We start from the raw sequence: 23,295 nt of genomic DNA, 5'->3' as shown, positions 1-23,295 counted from the left end.
CGGCACCTCCTGAGTTTCTCCGGCGACGAACACCGCCGCCGGACAGAGAGTTTCCCGTCGTTCCGGTGGCGTCCCGTCTGCGGCGCGATGGCGCCTCGCGGCCGAACGCGACTGTCCGCCCCGCGACCGGCTCGCAGACCTGCGCGAATCGGCGACGCTGCCGGAGATGGAACCGAGCATGCGCCTGAACTCGGTCGCGGCCTCCCGCACGTCCGGCGGCGCGATGCCGAGATCCGGGAGTGCCATGGCGAGACTCCAATCGAGCGTGACTACCAGCTCGGATCGAGCGGCTGCTAAGGAAAACGGTAATTTATTCCCAACCTTGGGATGGAGCGCCGAGGTCAGATCTGCTGTGGAATCCAGGCCACTTGGACGAGGTCACGCCGAGAACTCATGGGCTCCACGTAGATTCCGCGGCCCGGCGGCTGCTTGGTGGCGCGCACGTCGCTGATCAGCACGCCGTCGAGCTTCGAACCGTCCATGATCAGACCCGAGGAATTGAGGTTCTTCATCTGACCGATCACGTTGTCGTACAACGCCGTATCCGCCTGGGCGATATTGCGGGCGGCGATGACGTGCAAGCCGGTGTCGCGTCCGTCGACCAGGATGTCCTTCAGCGGCTCCAGCGGGTTCATCGCACCGCGCTGCGCGATCATGTGATAGTCGTCGATCACGACGAAGACCTCGGGCCCGGACCACCAGGACCGCTCCGCGAGCTGCCGGGTGGTCACGTTCTCCGGTGGGCGCCGCGAGCGCATCTTCTCCACCAGCGGCGGCAGCGCCTCGCGCACATCGCGCTCGTTGGTGACGTGCCCGATGAGCATCTCCTGCGGCACCGTCTCCAGATGCCTACGCCGGTAATCGATCAGCAACACGCGCGCCTGCGACGGATCGTACTGGCGTTTGATCGACTCCAGCAGCGCGGCCAAGGTGGTCGACTTCCCCGACCCCGTCGATCCGAGCACGATGAAATGTGTCGACACGCTGAAATCGATCGTCGCCGGACTCAGATCGGATTCCCGGACGCCGAACGGCACGACGAGACGCTGAGCGAGCGTCTGCGGCACCGGCCATCCCGCACGAACCTCGTCGATGCCGATCTGCGGCGGCAGCAGTCGCACCTGCGGCGCGCGCCTGCCGGGATAACGCTGCGCGACTTCGGCGACGGCGGCGGCGAGACCCTCGGCCGCCGAATCCGGCTCGCCGACGCCGTCGATACGCGGCAACGCCGTCAGCATGTGCAGGCCGTCGGTCGAGATGCAGCGACCGGGCCGGTTGGCCGGTATCGCCGCGACCACGGTGCGGTGGACATTGAAGGTCGTGTCGGCCAGGTCGCCCAGACGCATCTCCACGCGCGTCTGCATCAGGTCCTTGATCGCCGGGCGGATGGCGATCCAGCGCGAGCTGCTCACCACCAAGTGGATGCCGTAGTTCAGGCCCTGCAGGGCGATGGACTCCATCACCGGGGTGTACTCGTCGTAGTACGGGCCGTTCGTACCGAAACCGACGTCCCATCCGTCGATGACCAGGAAGATGTCGCCGTACGGATCGCGGTCGTGCCACGGCGGGGCGGTCGGGCCTTCGCGCAGTGTGCGGAACTTCCGGATGGAGTCGATCCCGAACTCGGAAAACATCGACTGCCTGCTCTCGAGCAGGTTCGTGACCAAGGCGATCGTGCGCCGGATGCGGTCGCCGTCCCTGGCCGCGGCGACCGATCCCACGTGCGGCAGGTTCGCCAGCGTCGTCAAACCGCCACCGGAGAAGTCCAGGCAGTAGAACTGCACCTGCTCCGGGGTGTGCGTCAGCGCCGCGGACATGATGAACGTCTGCAGCGCGGTCGATTTACCCGACTGCGTGCCGCCGACGATCGCCATGTGCCCGCCCGCGCCGGACATATCGACCGACCACACATCCTGGCGCTGCTGCCGAGGCTTGTCGACCAGCGCCAACGGCATCTGCAACGCCCCTTGCGGCACGGCGCGGATCATTCGCTCCAGCGTCGGTGGCGTACCCAGCGGCGGCAGCCACATCTTGTGCGCGGGCTGGCCGTGCCGGGCCAGCTGCTGCAACACCGCTTCCATCACCGTGATCGACTCGCCGTCGGCGGATTCGGGCGCCTGCTGGACGACGATCGGCTCGACCACCGTGGGCCGCGTGTCGACGATATGACCGGCGGTGAAGCGCTGCGGCGGCCGGTACCCCCCACCGGGTCGCCGCGCCCGCTGCGCGGAGGCCGCGGAGATCTGCGCGGGCGGCGCGTACTTCTCACCCACGTACGCGGCCTGGAAGCGCTGGAGGTCGCCGGAGCCGACGCGCAGGTAGCCCGCTCCGGGCTTTTTCGGCAGGTGGTAGGCGTCCGCGGTGCCGATCGCGTCACGCGAGTCGCTGGTTTGGTTGGTGCGCAGCGCGACTCGGTAGGAGAGATGGGCCTCCAGCTCACCCATGCGGTTCGCGGGCACCTTCTGCGACGCGAGCAGCAGGTGGATACGCAGCGATCGGCCCAACCGGCCGATGGCCACGAAGAGCTTCGAGAAGCTGGGATGCTGCTCGAGCAGTTCGGCGAACTCGTCGAGGATGATCAGCAATGTCGGCAGCGGGCGCAGGTCCGCGCCCTGCTCCCTGGCACGCTCGTAATCGGCGACGTTGGCGAAGTTCCCCGCGTCACGCAGAATGCGCTGCCGCCGGGCCATTTCACCGTTGATGACGTCTTCCATACGGGTGACGAGGTCGGCTTCTTCCTCCATGTTCGTCACGATGGCCGTCACATGCGACAGCCGGTCGAAACCGAGGAAGGTCGCGCCGCCCTTGAAGTCGACGAGCAGCAGGTTCAGAACATCCGGCGAATGCGTCGCCACCGCCGAAAGCACCAGGGTACGTAGGAATTCCGACTTACCCGATCCGGTCGCGCCGATGCACATGCCGTGCGGGCCCATGCCCTCTTCGGCCGATTCCTTGATGTCCAGATAGACGACGCCACCGGCCGGGTCATGGCCGAACGGAATGTTCAGGCGTGCCCGGTCCTGGTCGCGACGCCGGACCCACGCCTGCTCGACCCGGATGGCGCCGGGGTCGTCGATCCCGACCATCTCTTCCCAGGACGTGCCGCCGCTGGCCTGCTCGGCGGCCACCGCTTCGACCACGGTGGACAACCGGTACGGCGAAATGCTGCGCGCCATCGCCGTGATCGCCGCCGTGGACAGCGAGTCGGCGACTCCGACGCGACGCAATCCGCGCGGGGTCACCTCGTTCAGCGACCGGTCCTCGGTCACTTTGAAGCGCAGCGCCCGCGGCAGATTCTGCTCCGCGGGGCCGAGCCGCAGCCACGTGCAGCCGTCGATGCCGGAGATGTCACGGTCGCTGGCCGGTCCCCCGACGTCCACGATCAGCAGGAAGTGCGTGCGGTCCAGGGTGGGCTGCGAATTGGCCGAGAACGGGCCGCGATTGAGTCCGGCGAGCACCTTGGTGCGCAGCTCGGCCACGGTGCGGTAGACCATCCGGCTGGAGCCGATCGCGTCGGTCTCGCTCGGATGTTGGGTGTGCGGCAACCATTTCAGCCAGGACCATTCCGGCGCGTCCGGGTCGGACAGCACCGCCGCGACCGCCACCTGGTCCGGGCCGTGCAGCACCACCACCTCGGCGATCATCGCGCGAATCAGCCCGGCCACCAGCTCCGGGTCGCCGTCGATGCCGACCTGCGGCGCCGACAGCAGGTTGATCGCGACCGGCATGCCGCCGACCGTGGAGTAGGCCTTGGCGAAGCGGGTCAGTTCGACGACGCCGACCGGATCCAGATCCGAGGTGGGTGCGGCTTCCGGGACGATCACGCGCACCTGGTTGGCGATGCGCCCGCGACCGACCCGCACGCGCAGGAACTGCGGACTGGCGACCTGCACCTCCCACATCCGCTTGCCGCCGATCAACCGCGCGATCTCATCCGGACCGGGATGGGTGTACCGCAGGAAGGCGTGCAGCTCGGCTTCCGCCGCGTGCACCGTCTTGCGGTTGTCGGTGAGGCTGCGCAGATAGTCCTTGCGTTCCTCGTTCAGGCTCGCCGCGCCGCCGCTGGAGTTGCCGACGAACGCGCCGCCCATCATGCCGAACATCGACACCAGCATCATGGCCGGGAACATCAGCATCATCGGGTTCATGGTTCCGCCGCCGCGGAACATCATCACCATCATCCCGCACATGGCCGCCACCATGACCACGGGCATGATCATGCGCAGCCGCGACGGCGGCACCGGTTTGGGCAGCTCGGTGGGCGGTTGCAGCCGCAGCTCGGTCACGGCGGGAGCTTTGGGGCCGCGCACCATCCTGGCGGGCCGGACGAATCGGCGAGTGGTGGTCACTGCGAACCCCCGAGCCCCGCGACGATCTTGTTGTTCGGAATTCCGTCGTGTTGGATGCGAGCTTCCTTCTGGGACAGGGCCGGTCCGATCGCGAACAGCGAGATGATGCTCCACGGCGCCGGGACCGGGGCCCGCAGCGCGAGCGAGGTCAGAGTGGGGTCGGCGGCGCCGATACTGCTGGGGTCGGTGATGATGCCGTAGCGGACGCCGCTGTCGGAGACCCAGTACAGCGATTCCCGCAGCGGCGACCCCGGTTCCGCTCCGGTCACCTGGACGAAGCGACCGGTGTCGCGCGGCAGGTAGGCAGCGTCCGCGGTGGTGCCGCGCGAGGCCGCGGAGGTCACCAAGTCGACCGCGCGGCCCTGTTCTTCCTTGGTGAGCGGCAATTGCCTGCCCACCAGCAGTTCGGTGGCCGCGTTCGGATCGTTCCCCGAGCGCGACCAGTGCAGGCAGGTCACGCCGGACCGTTCGGGGTCGACCAGGCGGATGGGACGGGGCGGGTAGGTCGCGGTGCCCGGCCACTGTCCAGGGCGGAGATTCGCCGCGATCACGTCGGGTCCCACCGTCCGGGTGGACACCGAACCCTGCGAGTCCGCGTTGCGGACCATCGCCGCGAGCACCGTGCTGATCCGCACCAGTCCCGACTGGGAGACGAGGTAGTACGAGACGCCCTGGTCCGGCACCGACACGGTGAGCACCGATCCGACCGGCGTGGTGTATCCGTTGTTGAGCGTGATCGACTCGCCCTTACCCGGCACCTCGGGCACCCGCAGCGGCGGAGCCTCGGGAATGGCGTTGATCAAGCCCTTGGACGCCGCCATCACCGGAGCGGTCGAATCGATGCCGAGCGCCATGGCCACCGCGGTGTTCGCGAGATCGATCGCGGCGCGCACCACGCCCTTCTCGGCGTCGCCGTACACCAGCCAGGTCGTGGTGTCGTCGCGCAGCAACCGGGCCTCGCCGTCCCCCAACGGGCGATTGGCGTCGCCGTCCACGGTGAGCGGGCCGCCGATCGCGGTCGTGCGCACCGCGGAGCGGCTCACGGTCGGCAGACCGGTGCTGGGGTTGACCGGCGCCGCCGCGCCGGTGCGCGCCGTGTCGCACACCGTCCACGAGGAATCCCGCTCGTCGGTATCGACGATGCTGGCGGGCGCTCCGGGGATGCCCACCCACGGCCCGCGCGGGTATTTCGCCAGCTCGTCCCGGGAGACTTTCACCGGGGTGTCGGGAGAACCGACGATCAGCCGGGCCGAGGTCAGATTCAGCGCCGGGAACAGCCGATTGTTCAGGCGCACGAACAGGGCCCCGGTGTCCTTCTCCGCGACGATGTTCGAGTCCCCGACCTTCTTGGCGGGCTTGAAGAACGCCAGCACCGCAGCGCCCGCGATGATCACGCAGGCCAGCGCGATGCCGATGGACAGCGCGGTCGAGCGACCGCGCTGCGGGTCATCGATCATCGACGCGTCGCGTCGGACCAGCGCGTGCTCGATCCGGCGCAGCAGAAAACGCCAGCCGGAGATCTGGTGTTTGGTCACAACCCGGAAGCGCGCCACCGGTTCTCGTTCCTTCCGCCGCCCTCACCAAACCGTAACCAGCGGTCACAGCATGAATACGACCGCTATTCCCGCGACTGGGAACAGCGGACCAGCGGACGCCTCACACCCGCGTGCTCGGCGCCAAACCCTCCAGCGCCGCGGTGATGTCGAACGCGTCGATCGTCATGAGTTCCTCGTCGGTCATCGCGGCGATATCGGCGTTCTCCCTGGTGAAGCGATAGTCCCGCTCGGCTTCGGCGGCCTCGACCACGTTGCGCACGAAACGGCCGTTGCCGGCCAGGTCGATCAGCCGCCTGCCGTTCTTGGTCTGCCCCGCCAGTTCCTCACACCGCAGCCGCAGCACCTCGCGGGCCTCCTCGGAGAGGATCGAATCCTTCTTCCGCGCGATGTGCTCGGCGATCTGCACCAGTTCGTCGGCACCGTAACTGGCGAAACGGATGCGCTTGGTGAAACGGGAAGCCAGGCCGTCGTTCGACGCCAGGAACCGATCGATCTGATCCTCGTAACCGGCGATGATCACGACCAGCTTGTCGCGGTCGTTCTCCATCCGGGCCAGCAGCGTGTCGACCGCTTCCTTGCCGAACGCGTCGCCGCCGGAAAGACCTTCCTGGATCAGCGTGTACGCCTCGTCGATGAACAGCACGCCGCCGAGCGCCGTGTCGATCAGCGCGTTGGTCTTGGGCGCGGTGTGGCCCAGGTGGGTGCCGACCATGTCGTTGCGTGACACCTCGATGACATCGGCGTTCTCCACGACGCCCAGACCGGCGAAGATCTTGGCGATCACGCGGGCGATGGTCGTCTTGCCGGTGCCGGGCGGCCCCGAGAAGATCAAGTGCTGCGACTTGGAATCCACCGCGAGCCCTCGCTTGGCGCGCACCTGGTCCATCAGCACGCCGGACTTGAGCCGGTCGACCTGCTCCTTGACCGAGTCCATGCCGATCTGCGCCTGCAGCAGGTCGGAGGCCTCGGCGAGGAGACTCTCGCGCTCGGCGCGCGCCGCGCTGGCGGCCGCCTCTCGTGGATCGTCACCCGTCTTCGGGTCCCACCGGTTGGTCCTGGACGCGATGAGTTCCGCGGTGGCGATCTCGAAGCGGTAAGTCTTGTCGCGCACCGCGCGCTGCCATTCCTCGCGCTCCGGCCACAGCGCCGAGCCCTGCAGTCCCTTGAGGATCTTGTCGGCGGCGTCGTGATCGCCGTTGTGCCGCATGAGCATGCCGAGCAGGAAGTGCGCGTCGGCCCAGATGTAGGACAGATTGCCCGAGGAGCTGTCCTCCACGATCCGCTGCGCGCGCGGCATGGCCTCGCCGAAGCGTCCCAGATGGGCCAGCGACTGGGCGGTCATCAGCTCGGCAGCGATGTCGAGCAGGCCGTCCTCGAGCACCGGCCGCGCGTTGCGTGCGGCGAGCACCTCCGGCCACTGCTTGGTCCGGAAGTACAGCGACATGCGCACGAAGTCGGAGACGTCGTCGCGCGGGACCTCGTCGAGAATCGCCGCGGCTTCCTGCCATTCACCGCCTTCGGCATAGGAGCACGCCTGCGCGATCGCGATCTGGTCGCGATCGGCCATCGCGACGCGCAGGCCGTACATGCCGATCTCGACCTGGCACCACAGGGCGCGGTCGACCAGACCGGCCCGCTGCTGATCGCGGTAGAGATTGTGCACCGAGCGGTAGGCGCCGTAGATCACCTCCGAGGTGACCTCGCCGGCCATGGCCCGCCCGAGCCACGCATCGCACATGTCCGGGTCGAGGTCGGTGGCGGCCCGAAACGCCGCCGCCGCGTGCTGCTCGTTGCGCACGCCACCCGCGACCAACCCAAGATTCTGAACACCCGTGTAGAACGCGTCCTCGGCCGCTGACACTCGGACTTCCCTTCCGCCGATCTAGCCTGTTCAAAAGATAGATTCCGGCGTCGGACCCCGGGTCCAGCGCCTTCCCAGTCATGGGAAGCAGTCGTCACCGCGGAGACCGTGCTGTCACATGCCAGGTTTGAACGTGCCGTCGGTTAACGGTATGTTTACCTCGGGGCCGGCAATCATCCGCCTGCAGACGGCCCCTTCGGCGGCGGCTGGCCAGCCGCGATCCGGTCCCCCAGCCGCCGCGCAGCAGGTCGGAGGACCCCGCGAAAATTCTTGCCGCTATTTAGGTGCACACTATTGAACGTTCCGACAGAAGAGGGTACTGTCTGAACACAGATCGCCAGTCCCTCATCCTGACGATCTGAACCCAATAAGCAACGGCCGGTGGCACCGGCAGGCCACCGGCCGTTGTGGGGGTAGGACTTCCCGCCGAACGACGCTTCTACGTCTACCACTGCCGTCGATCCGACTCAGCAACCCATTCCCGTTCTTGGGAATGGGTTTTCGCGTTTCGGCGGCCTCGCTCAGCCGCGCGTGGGAGGCGCGTCCCCGTGCTCGGGCGCCGGTGCCGCCACCCGCGATCGCACCGAGTTCGCGTCGGCGAGCTCGGCGCCGTGCGCTTCGGCGCCCTTCTCCCCGACCAAGCGCAGTCGCGGCCGTGTGGACGGTGCGTGCACCACGGCGGGAACTTCCCGGGAACGACGGGTCTTGCTCCACGGGGTGACCGCGGGCCTGCGCACTTTCGGCGAGATCGTCTCCAGACGACCGCGCTTCGCCGGCACGGGGTTCGGCGTACCCGGCGGCTGCGCGGCACGTCCCCAAGGGGTGGCCGTCGCTCCCGGGTTCTGCTGCGCGGAGAACGCGACTCCCGCGACCGGCGCATCGGCCGAAGGCTCCTGACCGGCGGAAGCGACCGGCTCGGTGGCCGAGCCGCTTCGGCGAGGCTCGCAGTCGGACGCGGGTCGCTGCGCCACCTCCGACACCGCGTCGCCGCCGACCGCCGTTCCGGCAGGTGCGCCTGCGTGCGCGGACGTCGCAGGAGGGCTCATCAGTCCATCGAGCAGGTCCGCCGCGTCCTTCGGCGCGACCGCGGAGATCTGCGGGTGCCGCGCGGAGTCGGCGACCCGGCTCTGCGCCGATGCGGCCGAGGCAGAACGGTCGGCCACCGGGCCTTCCGCCGAAGGCGGCAAGGCGGAACTGTCACCGCCCCGGATCGGTACTCGCGCACCGCTTTCGCGTTCATGCCGATCGGCTAAATGCCTGTCGACGGGCCGTTCCCTGACACCGACCGCGTTCGCCGCATCGCGCGGCGCGACCGGGACAGGCGCACCGCCGGTTCCCTGTCCGTCCAGACCGGATGCCGCTGCGGGGGCGGGCAGCCCCGCGCGCTGTTCGCCGCGCCCGAGCGGATAGTCCCGCGCGGTGTGGCCCGGAGCTGCCGGTCCGGCGTCGGCCACGGCGTGCCGCGCCGCGTCGTCGAGCAGCGTCGAGGTCGTGAAGTCCAGTGTCGAGACGTTCTCGGCGAAGTCCGCGGCGTGCCGCATGATGTCGTCGGCGTGGTCGTCGAGCACCTTCGCGAAGTGCTGCACGGCGTCGGGGTCGATGTGCAGCGGCTGGGGGCGACTCGACGACGGGACACCGAGCGCGTCGCGGGTGGCGTCGTAGACGATCCCCCTGACCAAGTCGTCGATCGCCTGCTCCAGCGGTTCGATCGCCTTGCCGACCACTTCGGCGACGATGTAGCCGATGAGGTACTGCGACATCTGCTCGCACACCCGGCGAGCGGCGGCGGCGACCAGCGGAGCCGACGAAGCGAGCGGCGGCGTCACCATGATCGAGGCGTAAGTCGCGGCCAGCGCGGCGAGTTCGGCCAGCACGGCGGCCTTGACCACGGTGATCACGGTCGCCGCCACGTCGAGGGCGCCGCCGACGAGCTCGCAGGCGCCCTCGAGTCGCCGCATGTGCGTGGCGCTCATGTGCGACCAAGTGGCGACCAGCTGCTGGTAGGACTCACCCGAGTAGAAAGCGCCCATCTGGCCGATCACGCCCGTCGCCGACTCGTGCGTGTCGCGCACCTGCGCGGCGAATGTGCGCACATGCCCGGCCAAGGCGCGCACATCGTCCTCGTCGATGTCCGGGTACGGGATGCCGCAGATGTTGAGGAAGAGCGCTACCTCGCTGGGGATCTCGATCGCCACGCCGCACTCTCCTCCCCGGTCACCGGCTCACAGCACCCGCACGACGACGGCCTCGCTCGGCATCCGCGACCACTTCACCGTCGAACCCGTGTACGGCGCCTCGATGACCATGCCGTTGCCCGCGGCCAGCTGCACGTGCTCCGGTCCTCGCGTGCTGAACGAGCTGGCGGGGAACACCAGGTCACCGGGGCGCACGTCCTCGGGGTGCACTCGGACGCCGCTGTAGATCTGCTCGTAGGTGGTGCGCGGCAGCACCACGTCGCCGTGGCTGGCCTGGGCGATCGCGTACTGGGTCAGGCCGGAGCAGTCGAATCCGCCGCCGCTGGGACCACCCGCGCCGCCACCGCCCCAGACATAGGGGGTGCCGAGCCATTCGCTCGCGGCGAGCACCGCGTTGCTGCCCCGCGTGCCGTCCGAACGCACGGTGCTGCCGCGGCGCAACCGGGAAGCGGACCTGGACCTCGAGCGCGTCCGTCGCCGCCTGCGCGGGGTGGTGCCGCGCCGGGTCTGCCGGGTCGCGGGTGTCGCGGGCGGCATGATCTGCGCGGCCTGCTGCCGTGCGGCGGCGACGTCGGCGTCGACCTGCCTGGTGGCGTTGGAGATGGTGGTCTGCGCGGCATCCAGCAGCGCGGGACCGCTGAAACGGGTGTCGCCCACCGCGGCGATCGCCTGGATCCGGCTCTGCAGATCCGCGATGTGGTTGTTCAGGCGGCCACGGCCGTTGACCGTTCCGTCACCGGACTCGCCGACGGCTTTGCTCACGATGCTGTCCTTGCCCGCATGCGATTGCGCGACCGACAGCTGCATGCTCTGCGCCTCGCCGTACCGCAGCGCCACTGCCCCCGCCTGGGGAGACAGCCCGCCGGCCAGCGCTTCGGTGGTCCTCGCCGCCTGGCCGGCGGGCTGGCCGTCGCCGTACAGCGCGAGCAGCGAGCGGAGCACACCGTCCAGGTCGTTCGTCAGTGCCGGCGCCATTCGAACTCGCCATCGCTCATCACCGACCGCCTCTCACACTTTCCAGCTATTGTGTCGCCCCAGCCGATCCCGCCGTATTCCCATCGCTGGGTGGGTAATCGAACTATGCGCCACTTCCCATAATCGGGAAGCCGAGACAATGGGGGTGACTTCTGAGAGGCGGTGGCGGCGGTATGGCAACAACGGCGACGGAAACCGAAGCCAAGAAAACGACGACCACCTCCAAAGGCAAGCATTTCTGGGTGGTGAAGCTGTACTGCCCGCCCGGAGCCTCGGAAGGGCTGCGCGCCTACATCGCCATGGCCGAGACCGCCATCCAAACCGCCGTCGACCTCCTCGGCCGCGGCATGACGACGCTGCCGCCTGCAGTGTCCGACCTGCTCGAGCCCGAGATCTACGAAACCCTCGGCAGCGGCAAGGCGGACGACGAATACCGCGCGACCGTCAACAAAGTCGAAGCCAGACAGCTGCAGCTGCTGCAGATGGACGACAAGGTGATCAAGACCTCCGCGACGGTCGCCGCCGAGCAGGTACAGGCACTGCGTTCCATCGAGAACATCGTCGAGGACCTCAACACCACCCTGAAGGCCGTTGGCACCGGCAAACTGAAATCGGCGCAGGAGCTGTCCCTGCTGAAGGCGGTCGCCCAAGCCGTGGACGCGGTGTACGACAAGGTCATCGCGATCGCCGAACTGAACGAGCAGATGGCCAACGGCGGCGGGAGCGGCAACAGCGGCTCCGGCGGATCGAACGGCTCCGGCAGCGGCGGTGCCGCCGGCGGCACCGGCGGCGCGGCCGGCTCCGGTGGCGGCGGCGACGGCGGGTTGTCCTCGCTCCTCTCGTCGTTGGCGATGCTGCCGATGATGGCGTTACCGCTGGTCCAGCAGATACCGCAGATGTTGCAGAACGCCGAAGAGCAGAAGCAGAAGAAGGCAGAGGAAGACCGGAAGAACGGCCAGCCACAGCCGGGCCAGCCGGGTCAGACACAGCCGCCCGGCACTCAAGCCGCCCCCGCCGCCGCACCGCAGCCGGGCGATCCGAATGCGCAACCCGCCGCGGTGGAAACAGCCACCGCACAACCCGGCGGCATCACCGCCGCCCCCGCCGCGAATACCGCGCCGCCGCCCGAGCCGGATGGGACTTCCACCGCGGGCACGACGCCCAGCGTGGTCCAGGCCCGGCGGACCAGGGACGTGTCGGCGGCCGATCGGCCGGCCAACGGGTCCACGCAGGACGCGACGACCGACGAACAGCCCGATCAGGACGCGGGCGCCGTCATCGAGGTGTAGCCGTCGCGCCGAGCGATCTTTCGCGCGGCGCTCGGAAGCATTCGGTGCGTGCCGCCGACCCCGTTGACGTGAGCGTCGACCACCCCCGCTCGGAACGACCCGTCCGAAGATACGGCGTGATTCGCGCGCTCGACCACGCTGACGCGAGGGCCGATCACTCGGTTGGGAAGGATCCAGCGCTCCGGCGTGATTCGCGCGCTCGGCCGTCATCCAGCAGCGTCTTCGCCCTGACCGCGGCGGTCGCTCGCCGGCACGATGCCGATGCCAGCGGCAGTCGTACTTGATCGAATCGTTCTACTCGCTCTGCGGGACGGTGTGCCGTCGAGCAGCCACGGCACACCGTCTTCTCGTGCGGCCCTCGTGACAAGGGCCGTTTCGGTGTCCGGGTCGCGGGGAGCGCCCCGCCACGGCCCGGAGCACCGAAACGATGTCACGACCGGCGATTCACGACCGCTGCGAGTTCGCCGATGGCGGTGAGGTGGGCGGCGCGACGACGGTGGACGGCGGAGCCACCACGGTGGGCGGCGGCCCTCCGGCGACCTCCGGCGCGGTGACCGAGGGAACCGCGGCGGGGCGGGCGACGCGCTCGGGCTGCGCGGTGGTGGACACGGGCGCCGGTGTGGAGACGAATTGCGGATGCAGCGTGATCTGTTCGTGCGCGTAGACGGCGTCTCGCAGCGTCTGCCTGCTCGGCTCGTCGGCCAGCAGCAGCACCAACTCGTTGCAGCGCCGCTCGAAGACCATGTTCCGCAACGGGGAGGTTCCCGCGTCCAGCCGCAGCTGACCGATCTCGACCCGGCCCACGTCGACCCGCTGTCCGAGCATCGACGCGGCCAGCAGATCGTCGGCGTCGCGCAATTCGTCCCACAGTTCGCGCGCCACCGGCCGTCCGGCTTGCAGATCGGCGAGAATCCGTTCCCGGACCCGGCGCGAGGTAGCGGCTTCCGCGGGTGCGGGTCCGGAGCGCCCGAGCTGTCCGTGGGCGTCCACGGCCAGTTCCACGCAACGCGACCGCACCCCCGTGTCGGGTACCGAGGAGACGTGCTCGAGTCCGGCGATCGAACCGGCGAGCCCGAGGCGGTCGGCCGTGTCCGGGGTGAACTGGCGCAGGTCGACGTCGTAAGAGGGGCCCACGAGTCCTTCCATCGCCGCCTCGCCGAACCGCGAACGCAAGCCGGGATCGATCGGTCCGGACGAGACGAGGGCCGACAGGCTCGCGTTCGCCTTCGCGCCCCAGGCCAGACCGAACTCCGCCAGGATCCGGGCCGGATCCGTGACGCCCTCCCACGGCGATCCGGCGCCGTCGTCGGCGGAGAGCAGCTCGTCCCAGTTCCACGGGGTGGACACCTCACGCGGCAGGTACAGCCCCGCGGGCAACCAGCCGCGGCCCTCGTTCGACGTGATGAAGACGCCGACCCCGCCTGGACCGCGCATCACGGCGACCGACCAGGCCATGCCCACCGGCGAGTCCACGGCGGCGAGCACGCTGCCGAGCAGCGTTCTGGCCAGCACCAGGTCGTCGTTCACCTGGCTGCCGACCACGTACGCGGGTTCGGCCTCCTTGTCCTTCGCCGAGGCGACGGCGGCGGCGAACGGACTCGCGGCAGGCACCGGAATCGGCGACGCGTCCGACCGCCCCGCGCCGTCGGCCGGCTGTGTGGCGCCTCGATCCTCCGGGCCTGCGTTCAAGGGGCCGACACCGCCCGGCGGCATGCCCGCCGCCGCGGGCGCCGTCACTCCGGAGCTCGACGGTCCGCCCGGAGGAGGTGTCGTTCCGTTCGCGTTCGGCGTACCCGCGCCGTTGGTGCCGACCTGCTCGCCAGGAGCGCCGGGAGCGCCGGGCACGCCCGTGCCCGTGGGAGATGTCCCGTTGGGTCCACCGGGCGAGGTGCCCACGGGGTCGGCCTGGGTGCCGTCGGGCGCGGTCGAGGTGGGCCTGGCGGTCGTGGGATCGGTGGCAGACGGCTGGGCCGAGGACGGGTCGGCCGTCGCCGGTCCGTCGCCGGGCGTGGCAGCGGACGGCGTCGGCGTGGATTGGCTCGGGTACGGAAGGCTGTGGCTGGTGCCGGGGCCCGTCGGGGACGCCTGATCGAACAGGTCGTTGGACTTACGGATCTGATTGGCGAAATCCTCGTCGGCTTGCTCGTACGCGTCGGCGGACGCACGCAACGAGTCGGCCGTGCGCTCGTGCTCTTTGGCCAGCGCCTCCCCCGCACGCTGGCGGGCGTCGTAATACCGCACCAGCGCTTCGTAGACCGGGTAAGCGATCTTGCCGTAAGTGGGCAGGAAATTCGCGAGCCACTCCGTCGGCGGTTTAGCCCACTCTGTGATGTCGCGCCCGACTCGGCGGTGCTGTTCCTCCAGCTGGCGCAGAACCACAGGGTCGACTTCCATGCTGTTTTCCGGCATGTTCGATCAGATCCTTTCCCACCACACGTCTCCCCATTGTCGATCCTTCCCATACATGGGGAGTCTTTCGCGGTGGCGCTCGGGATCCGACTCCGCCCTGCTCAGCGCCCCGGCCCCGCCGTGATGGTCGGGCGACGCGGCGCCGGAGCGGCGGGGGCGGGGGCCGGCGCGACGAAAGCCGGGTGGCCCACGATCTGGGCGTGTGCGTACACCGCGTCGCGCATGCTCTGCCGAGTCGCGTCCTCCGCCAGCAGCAGCACGAGTTCATCGCATCGCCGCTCGAAGACCATGGCGCGCAGAGCGCCCGCCTCCGACGCCGACCGCCCTTCGGCATGGTCGGCACGCAACTCACCCAGCGCGACCCTGGACACGTCGGCGCGCCGCGACAGCATCGACGCGGTGAGCAGGTCGTCGGCGTCCCGCAGCTCGTCCCACCACTCCTGCGGCACTTCACGGCCCCGCCGCAGCGCACCGAGAATCCGCTCGCGGGCAGCGGGCGCCCCCAGCGCGGCCGGCGAGCCCAGCCCGGCCTTGTGGACGCGGACGTGCGCGTCCGAGGCCAATTCCCAGCGCCGCACCCCGATCTCCGCCTCGGGTGTGGTCACGGCACGCCGGACCAGCGCCGGCGCGCCGACCAATTCGAGACGGTCGGCCAGGGTCGGCTTCGGTGCGCTGAAATCCATCGCCGACGAGGCGGCCACCGAGCCCTCGATCGGCACCTCGCCCAACTGCCGTCGCAGCCCGGCATCGACTTCCACCGATGAGGCGACAGCGGTCAGCCGGGCGCCGGACTTGCGTCCCCAGGCGATCCCGAATTCGGCCAGCACGCGTGCGGGGTCGGCGACCCCCTCCCAAGCGTTCTCGGCCACCTCCCACACCCACGGCGTGGACAACTCACGCGGCAGGAACAAGCCCGCAGGCAGCCAGCCACGGCCCTCGTTCGAGGTGACGAACGCGGTGATGCCGCTGGGATTGCGCATCACCGACACCGCCCACCCGAGCCCGAGGACCGCGTCGCCACCAGCGGCCAGGATTCCGCCGAGCAATGTGCGGGCCAGCACCAGGTCGCCGTCCACTCGCTCGCCGAGCACGAACGCGGGGGCGGCCGCCGACACCATCGCGGCGCCGACCGCAGTGCGGATCGACTCGTCGCCGTCGTCTTCGTCCTTCGCGGCGTCCGCGCGCTGCTCGATTCGCTCCGGCGGCTGCGCCTTGCCCGCGCCGCCCGCGCCGGGGGGCGGCCCCGAACTCACCGCCGTGACCTTGGGCGCGACGGCAGCCGGACGCGCGTCGCTCGGCGGGGCCGCTGCGGTCTGCTTCGCCTGGGCTTGCGGCGGCGTCGAACTCCCCTGCGCCGCCGGAGCGGACACCGGCGATCCAGGGGGAGCGACCGAGGCGGCCGGTGCGGACGATGCGATGGAACCGGGCGCCACGACGGGTGGCGGAAGGATCACCGGCGGCGGCATCGACGCGGCCGGATCTGCCGCGGACACAGCGGTACTCGTGAACCGGCCCGCTTCGGCGGCGTCGTGCGGTTCCGCTGCCGCAGCGGTGGACGAGTCATCGGGTGTCGCGGGTTCGGCGCCGTGACCGGAAGCATCCGGATCCCTTCCCTGCGCATCACGCGTATTCGTGTCCGCGACACTCTGATGGTTGTCGTCTGCCTGCACCGCCCCGTCCGAGGTGTGCGCCGGCACGACCCCGTCGGGGCCGTCCACCGGCGCGGACCGGCCCGGAACGAACGGGTCGGCGCCGGGAATCTGCCCGCGAGGCGTGACACCGGCGGCGGGCAGGCCGGGTCCGTGATCGGATGTCCCGCCCGGCAGATTGCTCACCGGGACGGTCGTCGTCCCTCCGGGCGTGTACTGGTCGCCCGTCGACGAGGGGTCGACCGGGATCTCTTCCGTCGCAACGGGATCCGTCTGCTGTCCGGGTTCGTCACCGAGCAGCGGATCGACGGGGTCGGCGGCCGGTTGATCGGCGGGGTGTTCCGGAGACACCACGACCGGCGAATCGTCCTTCGGCCGATCGGTCCGCGGCGATCCGTCGTGCCGTGGATCGCCAGAGTGGTCGGTGGCCTGCCGGTGCTGCCCGTTGTCGGTCCCGCTGTGGTCGTCCGCATAGCGGTGGCCCGGCTCCCAAGGTCCCGGCTGCCCCAGTGCGTCGGCGATGGCGGCGAGACTGGGCAGGCCCTGCGGGCTGATCGAGTTGAGCGCCGCGCGGACGACGTCCTCCACGTCTTCCCTCGCCGCGGCGATCATCCCGGGAATCCGGTTGCGGAGGGCCTGGGCATCGGATTCGTCCTCCTCCGCCGCGGCCCGTCGTTTGATCGCGTTGATCCGCGCGGTGGTGTCGTCGACGATGTCCAGGATCTTGTGCCGGGTGCGGTACACCAGATCGGAGAAGTCTCGGAAGGTGTCCGCCGCGGCTTCCAGCGCGTCGGCGAACGCCTGCGGGTTCATCCGCTGGCGCAGCATGTCGAGCTTGACCGGAAGCAGACCGGCGCTGGAACGAACCCGATCGTCGAACTCACGCCGTCTGCCGTCGGCGTCGAGCAGATCCAACGCCCCCGCGCCGTCGCGCGCGAGACGTTCCAGCGCGCTCCAGTCCCCCGGGGAGATCGCAGGCCAGTTGTCGCCGACGATGGCATCCCAGTACGGACTGTCGCGCTCGGGCTCCATGCGCGAGTCAGACGGATTCGGCGCGACGGCGCACCGCGGCGGCGCCCGCGCGATCGGCATCGCCGTGGGTGTACGTCACCTGGGTGGTGACTTCTGTCGTCGCGTCCACCCGGCGGCCGTTGGCCCGTACGGCGCGCTCGAAAGTCGTCTTCATCCACTGCGTGTGCGCCGTCAACCGCCGATCGATCTCCGATTCGGGCCGCCGTGGCACGACGAAATCACCGCTGATCTGCCCGACCTGGCTGCCGACGGTGTTGATCGCGGTCCGGAATTTCTGCGCGACGGCGACCACCTCGTGGGGGTCGTCGGTATCGAACTTGTCGGTCATGTCGCTGTCCTGTCTCGCCGTTGCGGCGGTCGGCACTCAGGTCTGGCGGAACTCGGCTTGCTCCATGGCGCGATACGACGCCTCGGTGGGAAGGTCGAACGAATCGATCGTGTACGAGCGGGTGCCCTTGTACTCCATCTCGGCACGCAGCCCCACGCGGGACTTCGCGTGCGCCAGCCGCGCGAGCTTGACGATCTGGGCGGCCAGCCACTCGTCGCCGTTGTCGCGGGCGTCGTCGGTGATGTACAGACCGATGATCTCGCCGTCCCGGTCGCATCCGACGCCGACGGTGTGGTCGGGGTTGAACACCTCGTAGGTCATGTTCCGCCAGTCCGGCTCGGCCGCCACCGGCTCGTCGACCTCATCGATGTCGTCGTAGTCGTAGTCGTCCATGTGGATCGAATGCATGTCGGTCATCGGCTGCTCTCCGAGAATTGGTCGCCGGGACGGGGATTGATCAGGTAATCGGCATCGTCGGTCACCGATTCCAGGCGTGCCGCCAGTGCGGACCAGGCGGCGTCCTCGATGCGCATGACCTGGCGCATCTGCCAGAACCGGGCGCCGAGATACAGCTCGCCGGTGCCGTCGGGGGCCACGTCCAGATGGTCGGGGCCTTCGGTGGACGGATTCAACGTCACCGCGGTCAACGGCGGGCGGGTGTCGTCGACGTTGACCAGTGTCGCGCCGCCGCCAGGGATGAAACTCTGCCGCAGTCTGGCACTGCTGCCGATCGCGACGTCGGCGCTGTTGGTGGTGATGGTGATCTCCGGATTCAACAGCAGTTGCAACACCCACGATCGGGCCGTGTGCTCTGGGCGGTCGGCGTTGATCGCGATCGTCAGAGTCGCCGCCAAATCGATCACCAGCACCGCGTCCGTACTCGTGACACCGGCGATCACCAGACGCCGTGCCGTGCCGACCGGGTACGGCAGGTCGTCGGCGGCCAGGGACACCACGTCCGCGCCGACCCCGCCCCCGGTCGCGGGATGCGCGGAGACGGTCCCGGTGGCGACGTCGATCGTGTAGGCGACGATCGTCTCCGAGATGCCGTCCGCCACGCCGGCCAGCCGGACCAGCCCCTCGTCGTGCAGCCACCGCACGGTGTCGGCGACGGTGACCTCAGGGGCGGGCTCGGTCATCCGGTCCGCCCCCAAGCGCTCGCGACCGTTCCGGGTTCTTCGACGGGCGCCTCCATGACGCTCTGGTACTGCCGCGCCGCGTCGGCGGTGCTCTCCCTGATGGCGGCCATGATCTCGGCGACCAGTTCGGGACAGGTGAGCCGCGCGGCGGTCCCGGGTGCGAGGTAGAGGTCGGTCAGCCTGCCCATGGCATCGACTTCCGGAATGACCGCACCGCTCGGCGACGGTCTGCGGGCGCGAATGTTGTCGATCTTCTCCCGCATCTCCGCGATCCGGTGCCGCAGGCTGCGGGCGGCGTCCAGAGCCGCCTGCACGTCCGGGTGGACGGAACTCACGACGCCACCTCGCCCGCGCTCGGCTCCGTCATCACCGCGATGGCGGCTGTGCCGGTTGTTCGTTCGCGGCACTCCCTCATCATGCGTTACCTCCGGTCTGGGTCGGGGTCTGGTTGCCCGGTGTGGGCGTCGGCGGGGTCACGGTCGGCGCGATGGTCGGCCGCTCACCGATCACCGCTTCGGTGTGCGGTGTGTCGTCGACGTACATCAGGCGGTCGGGATGCCACGCCACCACGCGGTTGCGGTCGTTGCCGCCGCTCGAGTTGCCCATGCCCGGCGACATCGGCATGTACGGCATCATCGGCGAACCGCTGCCTCGCGCGGCCGTCGCGCCGGATGCCGAGGACGTGCCGAGGGGTTCGATCACCGAGGTGCGCGGCAGACCGGAACCCAGACTGGCCGCCGAGGCCACCGGCAACGCGGTCGCCTGAACGGTCTCGGCCTCGACGTCCGGGATACCGGCGCCGGGGCTGCCGACGGGCATTCCGCTGGGACTGCCCGTGCCGAGCCCGCTCGGGATTCCGAGGTCGTCGTAGCCGTAGTCGTCGAGGCCGTAGTCGTCGTATGCCTCCGAATCCGACTGCCCGAGCTGGCTCAGCGGCGTTCCGGCCGCCGACATCGCACTCATCAGGGCGGGCAGCATCTGGCTCAGCATGTTGCTGCTGCTGTCGCCACTGCCGCTGCCGGTCTTGCCGTCGCTGCCGGTCGAACTGCCCGCTTCGCTCTCGCCGACTTTCGCGCCGACCTCGGTGGAGTAGCCGGTGATCGTCTCCGCCGAACGCGCGTTCTGCTCGTTGAATTTCGCCATCGCGGCCGCGATGGCGGCTTCGTTCTTGGAGCGCATCGCCGTGAGGAGTTCTTTGCGGGTGGCGATGATCTCTTCCGGCGTGGGGTGTTTGGCTTTCGCGGTCTGGAACGCGTTGCTGTAGGTATCGATGCCGTCGGCCAGGAGCCCGAGTCCGGTGCCGAGCTGGTCGAGGAACCCGCGCCGCTGGTCGAGTTCCCCCGCCGCCGCCGTGCCGACCGGTTCCCAGTTCTGCATCGACTTCGACGCGGCGCTCACTTCCTCGATGGCCGCCAGATGCGCGCTCCCGGCGAATCGGCGCAGTGAGTCCGCGAAACCTTTGGCCGCGCTCGTTCCAGGGCCGGAGTGCAACTGCTGAGCGAAAGTCAACGGATCGACACTGCCGCCGGCGGAGGGGAACTGGATCGCAGGCATCCTGCGCCGCCCGATCTCCTGCACTTCACCCACCGGATTCGCGAGAATCTCGCCGCCGCTGCCGTTCACGGTCCTGGCGCCGCGGTCATCGGCATCGGTGTAGTCGGCGGCGGCGGCGCCGATGTTGTAGGCGGTGCGCTGGACATCGGTCAGAACGCTCGCCACTCCGTTGAGCAGCGAGGTGGCCTGCTTGTTCAGCGCGGGCACCGCGGCGGCCGAGACCGGGTCGGCGCCGCCGGGCACGACCCACCCGGTGGGCATCGCCGCCCCGGCATCACGGGCCACCGCGGCGAGTCTCGACGCCACGGCGACGAGTTCCTGCGGATCCACCTTGAGCACCATCGCGACCTCCTCTCCTCATCCGCGCGCTGGCCCGCGCGATCAGCCCGCGGGCATCGCGGCAACCGGCATTGCCGCGTCCGCGGGCTGATCGGCCGTGCCCGGCGTCGTCTGAGGCGCGGCCCCGTCCGCCGGCGCGGTCACCTCGATGCCGTTCGGATGCGCGAATCCTTCGAACAAGTTCGTGTCCGAAGCGATCTCGGGCATCTTCGGGTCGAACGGCTTCAGCTCGCCCTTGACGATGACCTCCAATGTGCCTGCCTCCGTGCCACCTTCCTCGGGCGGCCACACGACGAGGATCGCGGTCGAGTTCGTCCACGTGGCGACGTCACCGGTCATCAGCTGGAAGTCACCCACCCGCTGGCCGATCTGCTTCTTGTCCGACCACTTCGCCGGCGTCTTCTCGTAGGCCTTCTGCGCGTCGGTGCCGCTGTGGTTGCCGAACGCGGCGTCGAGACCTTGGGCGGTGGTGACGGACACCTTCTGCGTCTTCCCGTTCGGGAACGTGTAGACGACGCTGCCGTCCTCGCCCGGCGTGCGGCCGGGCGCCGCCGTGGGCTGGGTAGACGTCGCGCTCGCGGGCGCCGCGGCATGCTGCGTCGACGCCGGAGCTGTCGAGGCGGGCTGCGCGGCCGCAGGCTGCGCGGTGACCGGCGACGCCACCGGCTGTGGGGCGACCGGGTCGATCTCGTCGTCGTAGCGGCTGGGATCGAGGTCCCGCCGCCGGTTGTTCATGTCCTGGTCGGCGAGGTTTCGCATCATCATCTGCTGCGCGAGCAGGGAACCCAGATCCATGCCGGGAGTCGGGCTGGACGTCGGCGTGTAAGCGGCGGGTGTACCTACGCCGGAGGTGTCCCCGAGACCGTTCGTCCCGGGGGTTGTCCCGTTGCCCAGGCCGGAGGTGTCGACATCTTGCGGCTTCGTGCTGTCGGTGCCGGTGTTGTCCTTCGTGGAGTCGCCCAGGTCGGAGGGGTCCACGTCCTTCGGCTTGGTGCCGTCGTCGGTGCCGTTGGGGTTCTTCGTGACATCGCCCGGATCCGGGTTGCCGACATCGTTCGGTTTCGTGCCGTCGTTGACGCCGGGGACCTGCGGCTGCTTGATATCGTCCGGTTGGGCCGCCCCGGCTTTCTGGGCTGCCTCCAGCGCCTTTATCCGGTCGGCGAGTTCCTTGTTGGCGGCCGATTGCTCATCGATGCCGTCCGCCGTCTTCTCTTGTTCGGTCTTCGCGGTGTCCATGGTGCCCAGCGCCGCCTCCAAGCCACTCGACACATACGTCATGACATGCTTGTTCTCGTCCATATCGGCAGGCGGTCTCGCGGCCTCCGTGTTCAGGAACGAGATCAGTTTCTTCAGACTGCTCCTGGCGTTGTCGACGGAAATCTTCGAATCGTTGACCTTCGCGGCGAGCTTCGCATCCCGCTCCAGCATTTGGTCGAAATTGTCCTTGAGCGCGCTGTTGACATTGGCGTAGTTGGTGAACAACAACGATCTGATGTGCGTACTGTTCAGTTCGACTTGCGGCACCGTGCCGCTGTCGGGCACGTCGTCCTTCTCGCCGTCACCGAGAGCGCTCCAGTCCTCTTGGAGAATCGTGTGCAGGGACTTGTCATCCCCTTTGTCTACATCCAGCCAATCGTGAATGGTGGCGAAAAGTTTGAGCCTTTTCGCCGGCCACTTGGGCGAATAGACATCCGGAACCACCAGCATCGGCATGTCGTCGCTCATGCATACACCAGTGCGTCAGAACTGGTACCCCTGTACTGCGCACCCGCAGGCCGGGTGGGCAGCGTATCGGGAATATCCTGCTGCTTGGGCTGCTGAGGCCCCGGCACGGGATGCACGGCGTCGTACGTTTTACTGGCAAGAGCGTTACCGAGGCCCGCGACCGCCGCGCCTGCACCCAATCGCGGCATATACATCTTGGACAGAGCCAACCGTGACCCGAGTCCCCCCAAGCCCCGCTGGGTCATGAGCTGGCCGGCATCACGGACGGCCATGCCCAAGGCCTGAAGCCCACCACCGGTCAGGCCCCTCGTCGCACCGCCGACCACACCGCCGGGTATCGCGCTGACCGCCGCGCCGATCAAGCCGGCCTGCAAACCCTCTTCGAAGGACCCCCGCTCGATGCCGGTCCAGATGCCGCTGACCGCGCCGCCGATGATCGCGGAGCCGACCGGACCGCCGACCATGAATCCGACACCGCTGGCTACGCCCGAGACGACATCTTTCCATTCGAGACCGAACAAGCCCATGCGATTTCACCCATTCGACGCGCAGCGAGTATCTATCGAGCCAAGCCGTTCGCTGTCGCCGCAGGTAGACGAGGTAAGGCGACCTGGTCCTGCGGCTGCACATCGACCATGCTCGGGAGTCCTCTCGACATCACCATTGTCGAGGATTCCCACTGATGGGAACCGGGGTTTCCTTCGTACGGCCTGACCACGTGCCCCGCGGAACGCATACCGAACCGCACGAATCACCCAGCACGCCTGCTGTACCGGCGCGGCAGGCGCTCCCGTCGCCCCGTCCTCCGTAGCTGCCCGCACCGGGCCGTCGGTCGACGCAGGACGGCCGGGATCCGGGTTGGCCCGGTGCCGGTCGCGGGTCCGCATTGCGGTTC

Annotated in this window: 15 protein-coding genes; 1 reads left to right on the top strand and 14 read right to left on the bottom strand. The window is 69.1% G+C overall.

Annotation, left to right across the window (positions count from 1 at the left end; all coding sequences use genetic code 11):
* Positions 1-341: 341 nt before the first annotated feature.
* The 5 genes from eccCa to U3653_RS05380 all read right to left on the bottom strand — a co-directional run bounded on the left by eccCa (position 342) and on the right by U3653_RS05380 (position 10,936).
* A complete protein-coding gene (eccCa, locus tag U3653_RS05400; RefSeq protein ID WP_195077507.1) occupies positions 342-4,349 on the bottom strand; it encodes a type VII secretion protein EccCa in 4,008 nt (1,335 codons plus the stop codon).
* Positions 4,346-5,902, bottom strand: coding sequence for a type VII secretion protein EccB (gene eccB, locus U3653_RS05395; RefSeq protein ID WP_195077506.1), 1,557 nt, complete (start codon positions 5,900-5,902; stop codon positions 4,346-4,348). Before eccB ends, eccCa begins: the two co-directional genes overlap by 4 nt.
* A 103-nt stretch (positions 5,903-6,005) precedes the next feature.
* Positions 6,006-7,766, bottom strand: a complete 1,761-nt coding sequence (gene eccA / locus U3653_RS05390) for a type VII secretion AAA-ATPase EccA (RefSeq protein ID WP_195077505.1) — start codon at positions 7,764-7,766, stop codon at positions 6,006-6,008.
* 521 nt (positions 7,767-8,287) lie between these two features.
* Positions 8,288-9,961 carry a WXG100-like domain-containing protein gene (locus tag U3653_RS05385; protein WP_195077504.1) on the bottom strand — a complete coding sequence of 558 codons (1,674 nt, stop codon included), beginning with the start codon at positions 9,959-9,961 and terminating at the stop codon, positions 8,288-8,290.
* Positions 9,962-9,988: 27 nt separating this feature from the next.
* Entirely contained in the window at positions 9,989-10,936 is a 948-nt protein-coding gene (locus tag U3653_RS05380; protein WP_195077503.1) for a C40 family peptidase, read from the bottom strand.
* Between the two features lie 173 nt (positions 10,937-11,109).
* Between U3653_RS05380 and U3653_RS05375 the strand changes: the two genes are divergently transcribed.
* Positions 11,110-12,225 (top strand): hypothetical protein, encoded by a 1,116-nt coding sequence (locus U3653_RS05375; protein ID WP_195077502.1) that lies wholly within the window; start codon positions 11,110-11,112, stop codon positions 12,223-12,225.
* A gap of 444 nt (positions 12,226-12,669) precedes the next feature.
* Here the strand turns inward: U3653_RS05375 and U3653_RS05370 are convergent, their stop codons facing one another.
* From U3653_RS05370 to U3653_RS05330, 9 genes are all read right to left on the bottom strand, one after another.
* Positions 12,670-14,634: a type VII secretion target gene (locus U3653_RS05370; protein ID WP_195077501.1), complete on the bottom strand. Its 1,965-nt coding sequence runs from the start codon at positions 14,632-14,634 to the stop codon at positions 12,670-12,672.
* 101 nt (positions 14,635-14,735) lie between these two features.
* On the bottom strand, positions 14,736-17,315 hold the full coding sequence (locus U3653_RS05365) for a hypothetical protein (RefSeq protein WP_195077500.1): 2,580 nt from the start codon (positions 17,313-17,315) through the stop codon (positions 14,736-14,738).
* Positions 17,316-17,322: 7 nt separating this feature from the next.
* On the bottom strand, positions 17,323-17,643 hold the full coding sequence (locus U3653_RS05360; RefSeq protein WP_195077499.1) for a hypothetical protein: 321 nt from the start codon (positions 17,641-17,643) through the stop codon (positions 17,323-17,325).
* Between the two features lie 36 nt (positions 17,644-17,679).
* Complete coding sequence (locus tag U3653_RS05355; protein WP_323123925.1) at positions 17,680-18,060, bottom strand: hypothetical protein; 381 nt, start codon at positions 18,058-18,060, stop codon at positions 17,680-17,682.
* On the bottom strand, positions 18,057-18,782 hold the full coding sequence (locus U3653_RS05350; RefSeq protein WP_195077498.1) for a hypothetical protein: 726 nt from the start codon (positions 18,780-18,782) through the stop codon (positions 18,057-18,059). Before U3653_RS05350 ends, U3653_RS05355 begins: the two co-directional genes overlap by 4 nt.
* Positions 18,779-19,117: a YbaB/EbfC family nucleoid-associated protein gene (locus tag U3653_RS05345; RefSeq protein ID WP_195077497.1), complete on the bottom strand. Its 339-nt coding sequence runs from the start codon at positions 19,115-19,117 to the stop codon at positions 18,779-18,781. Before U3653_RS05345 ends, U3653_RS05350 begins: the two co-directional genes overlap by 4 nt.
* Positions 19,118-19,196: 79 nt before the next feature.
* The gene (locus U3653_RS05340; RefSeq protein ID WP_195077496.1) at positions 19,197-20,678 is read right to left on the bottom strand and encodes a PPE domain-containing protein; all 1,482 of its coding nucleotides are present in this window, start codon (positions 20,676-20,678) and stop codon (positions 19,197-19,199) included.
* A gap of 39 nt (positions 20,679-20,717) precedes the next feature.
* Positions 20,718-22,400 (bottom strand): coiled-coil domain-containing protein, encoded by a 1,683-nt coding sequence (locus U3653_RS05335; RefSeq protein WP_195077495.1) that lies wholly within the window; start codon positions 22,398-22,400, stop codon positions 20,718-20,720.
* Positions 22,397-22,927: a hypothetical protein gene (locus tag U3653_RS05330; RefSeq protein ID WP_195077494.1), complete on the bottom strand. Its 531-nt coding sequence runs from the start codon at positions 22,925-22,927 to the stop codon at positions 22,397-22,399. The genes U3653_RS05335 and U3653_RS05330 overlap by 4 nt, the downstream gene beginning before the upstream one ends.
* Positions 22,928-23,295: the final 368 nt, after the last annotated feature.

It is taken from the genome of Nocardia implantans, assembly GCF_035544775.1.
GTDB classification, from domain to species: Bacteria; Actinomycetota; Actinomycetes; order Mycobacteriales; family Mycobacteriaceae; genus Nocardia; species Nocardia implantans.
This window is presented reverse-complemented; position numbering and strand designations above follow the sequence as displayed.

Coding starts and splice junctions, on each gene's coding strand:
- U3653_RS05365 (WP_195077500.1), bottom strand. CDS start 17,315: ATGGAGCCCGAGCGCGACAGTCCGTACTGGGATGCCATCGTCGGCGAC.
- U3653_RS05370 (WP_195077501.1), bottom strand. CDS start 14,634: ATGCCGGAAAACAGCATGGAAGTCGACCCTGTGGTTCTGCGCCAGCTG.
- U3653_RS05380 (WP_195077503.1), bottom strand. CDS start 10,936: ATGGCGCCGGCACTGACGAACGACCTGGACGGTGTGCTCCGCTCGCTG.
- U3653_RS05375 (WP_195077502.1), top strand. CDS start 11,110: ATGGCAACAACGGCGACGGAAACCGAAGCCAAGAAAACGACGACCACC.
- U3653_RS05355 (WP_323123925.1), bottom strand. CDS start 18,060: ATGACCGACATGCATTCGATCCACATGGACGACTACGACTACGACGAC.
- U3653_RS05330 (WP_195077494.1), bottom strand. CDS start 22,927: ATGGGCTTGTTCGGTCTCGAATGGAAAGATGTCGTCTCGGGCGTAGCC.
- U3653_RS05340 (WP_195077496.1), bottom strand. CDS start 20,678: ATGGTGCTCAAGGTGGATCCGCAGGAACTCGTCGCCGTGGCGTCGAGA.
- U3653_RS05350 (WP_195077498.1), bottom strand. CDS start 18,782: ATGACCGAGCCCGCCCCTGAGGTCACCGTCGCCGACACCGTGCGGTGG.
- U3653_RS05360 (WP_195077499.1), bottom strand. CDS start 17,643: ATGACCGACAAGTTCGATACCGACGACCCCCACGAGGTGGTCGCCGTC.
- U3653_RS05335 (WP_195077495.1), bottom strand. CDS start 22,400: ATGAGCGACGACATGCCGATGCTGGTGGTTCCGGATGTCTATTCGCCC.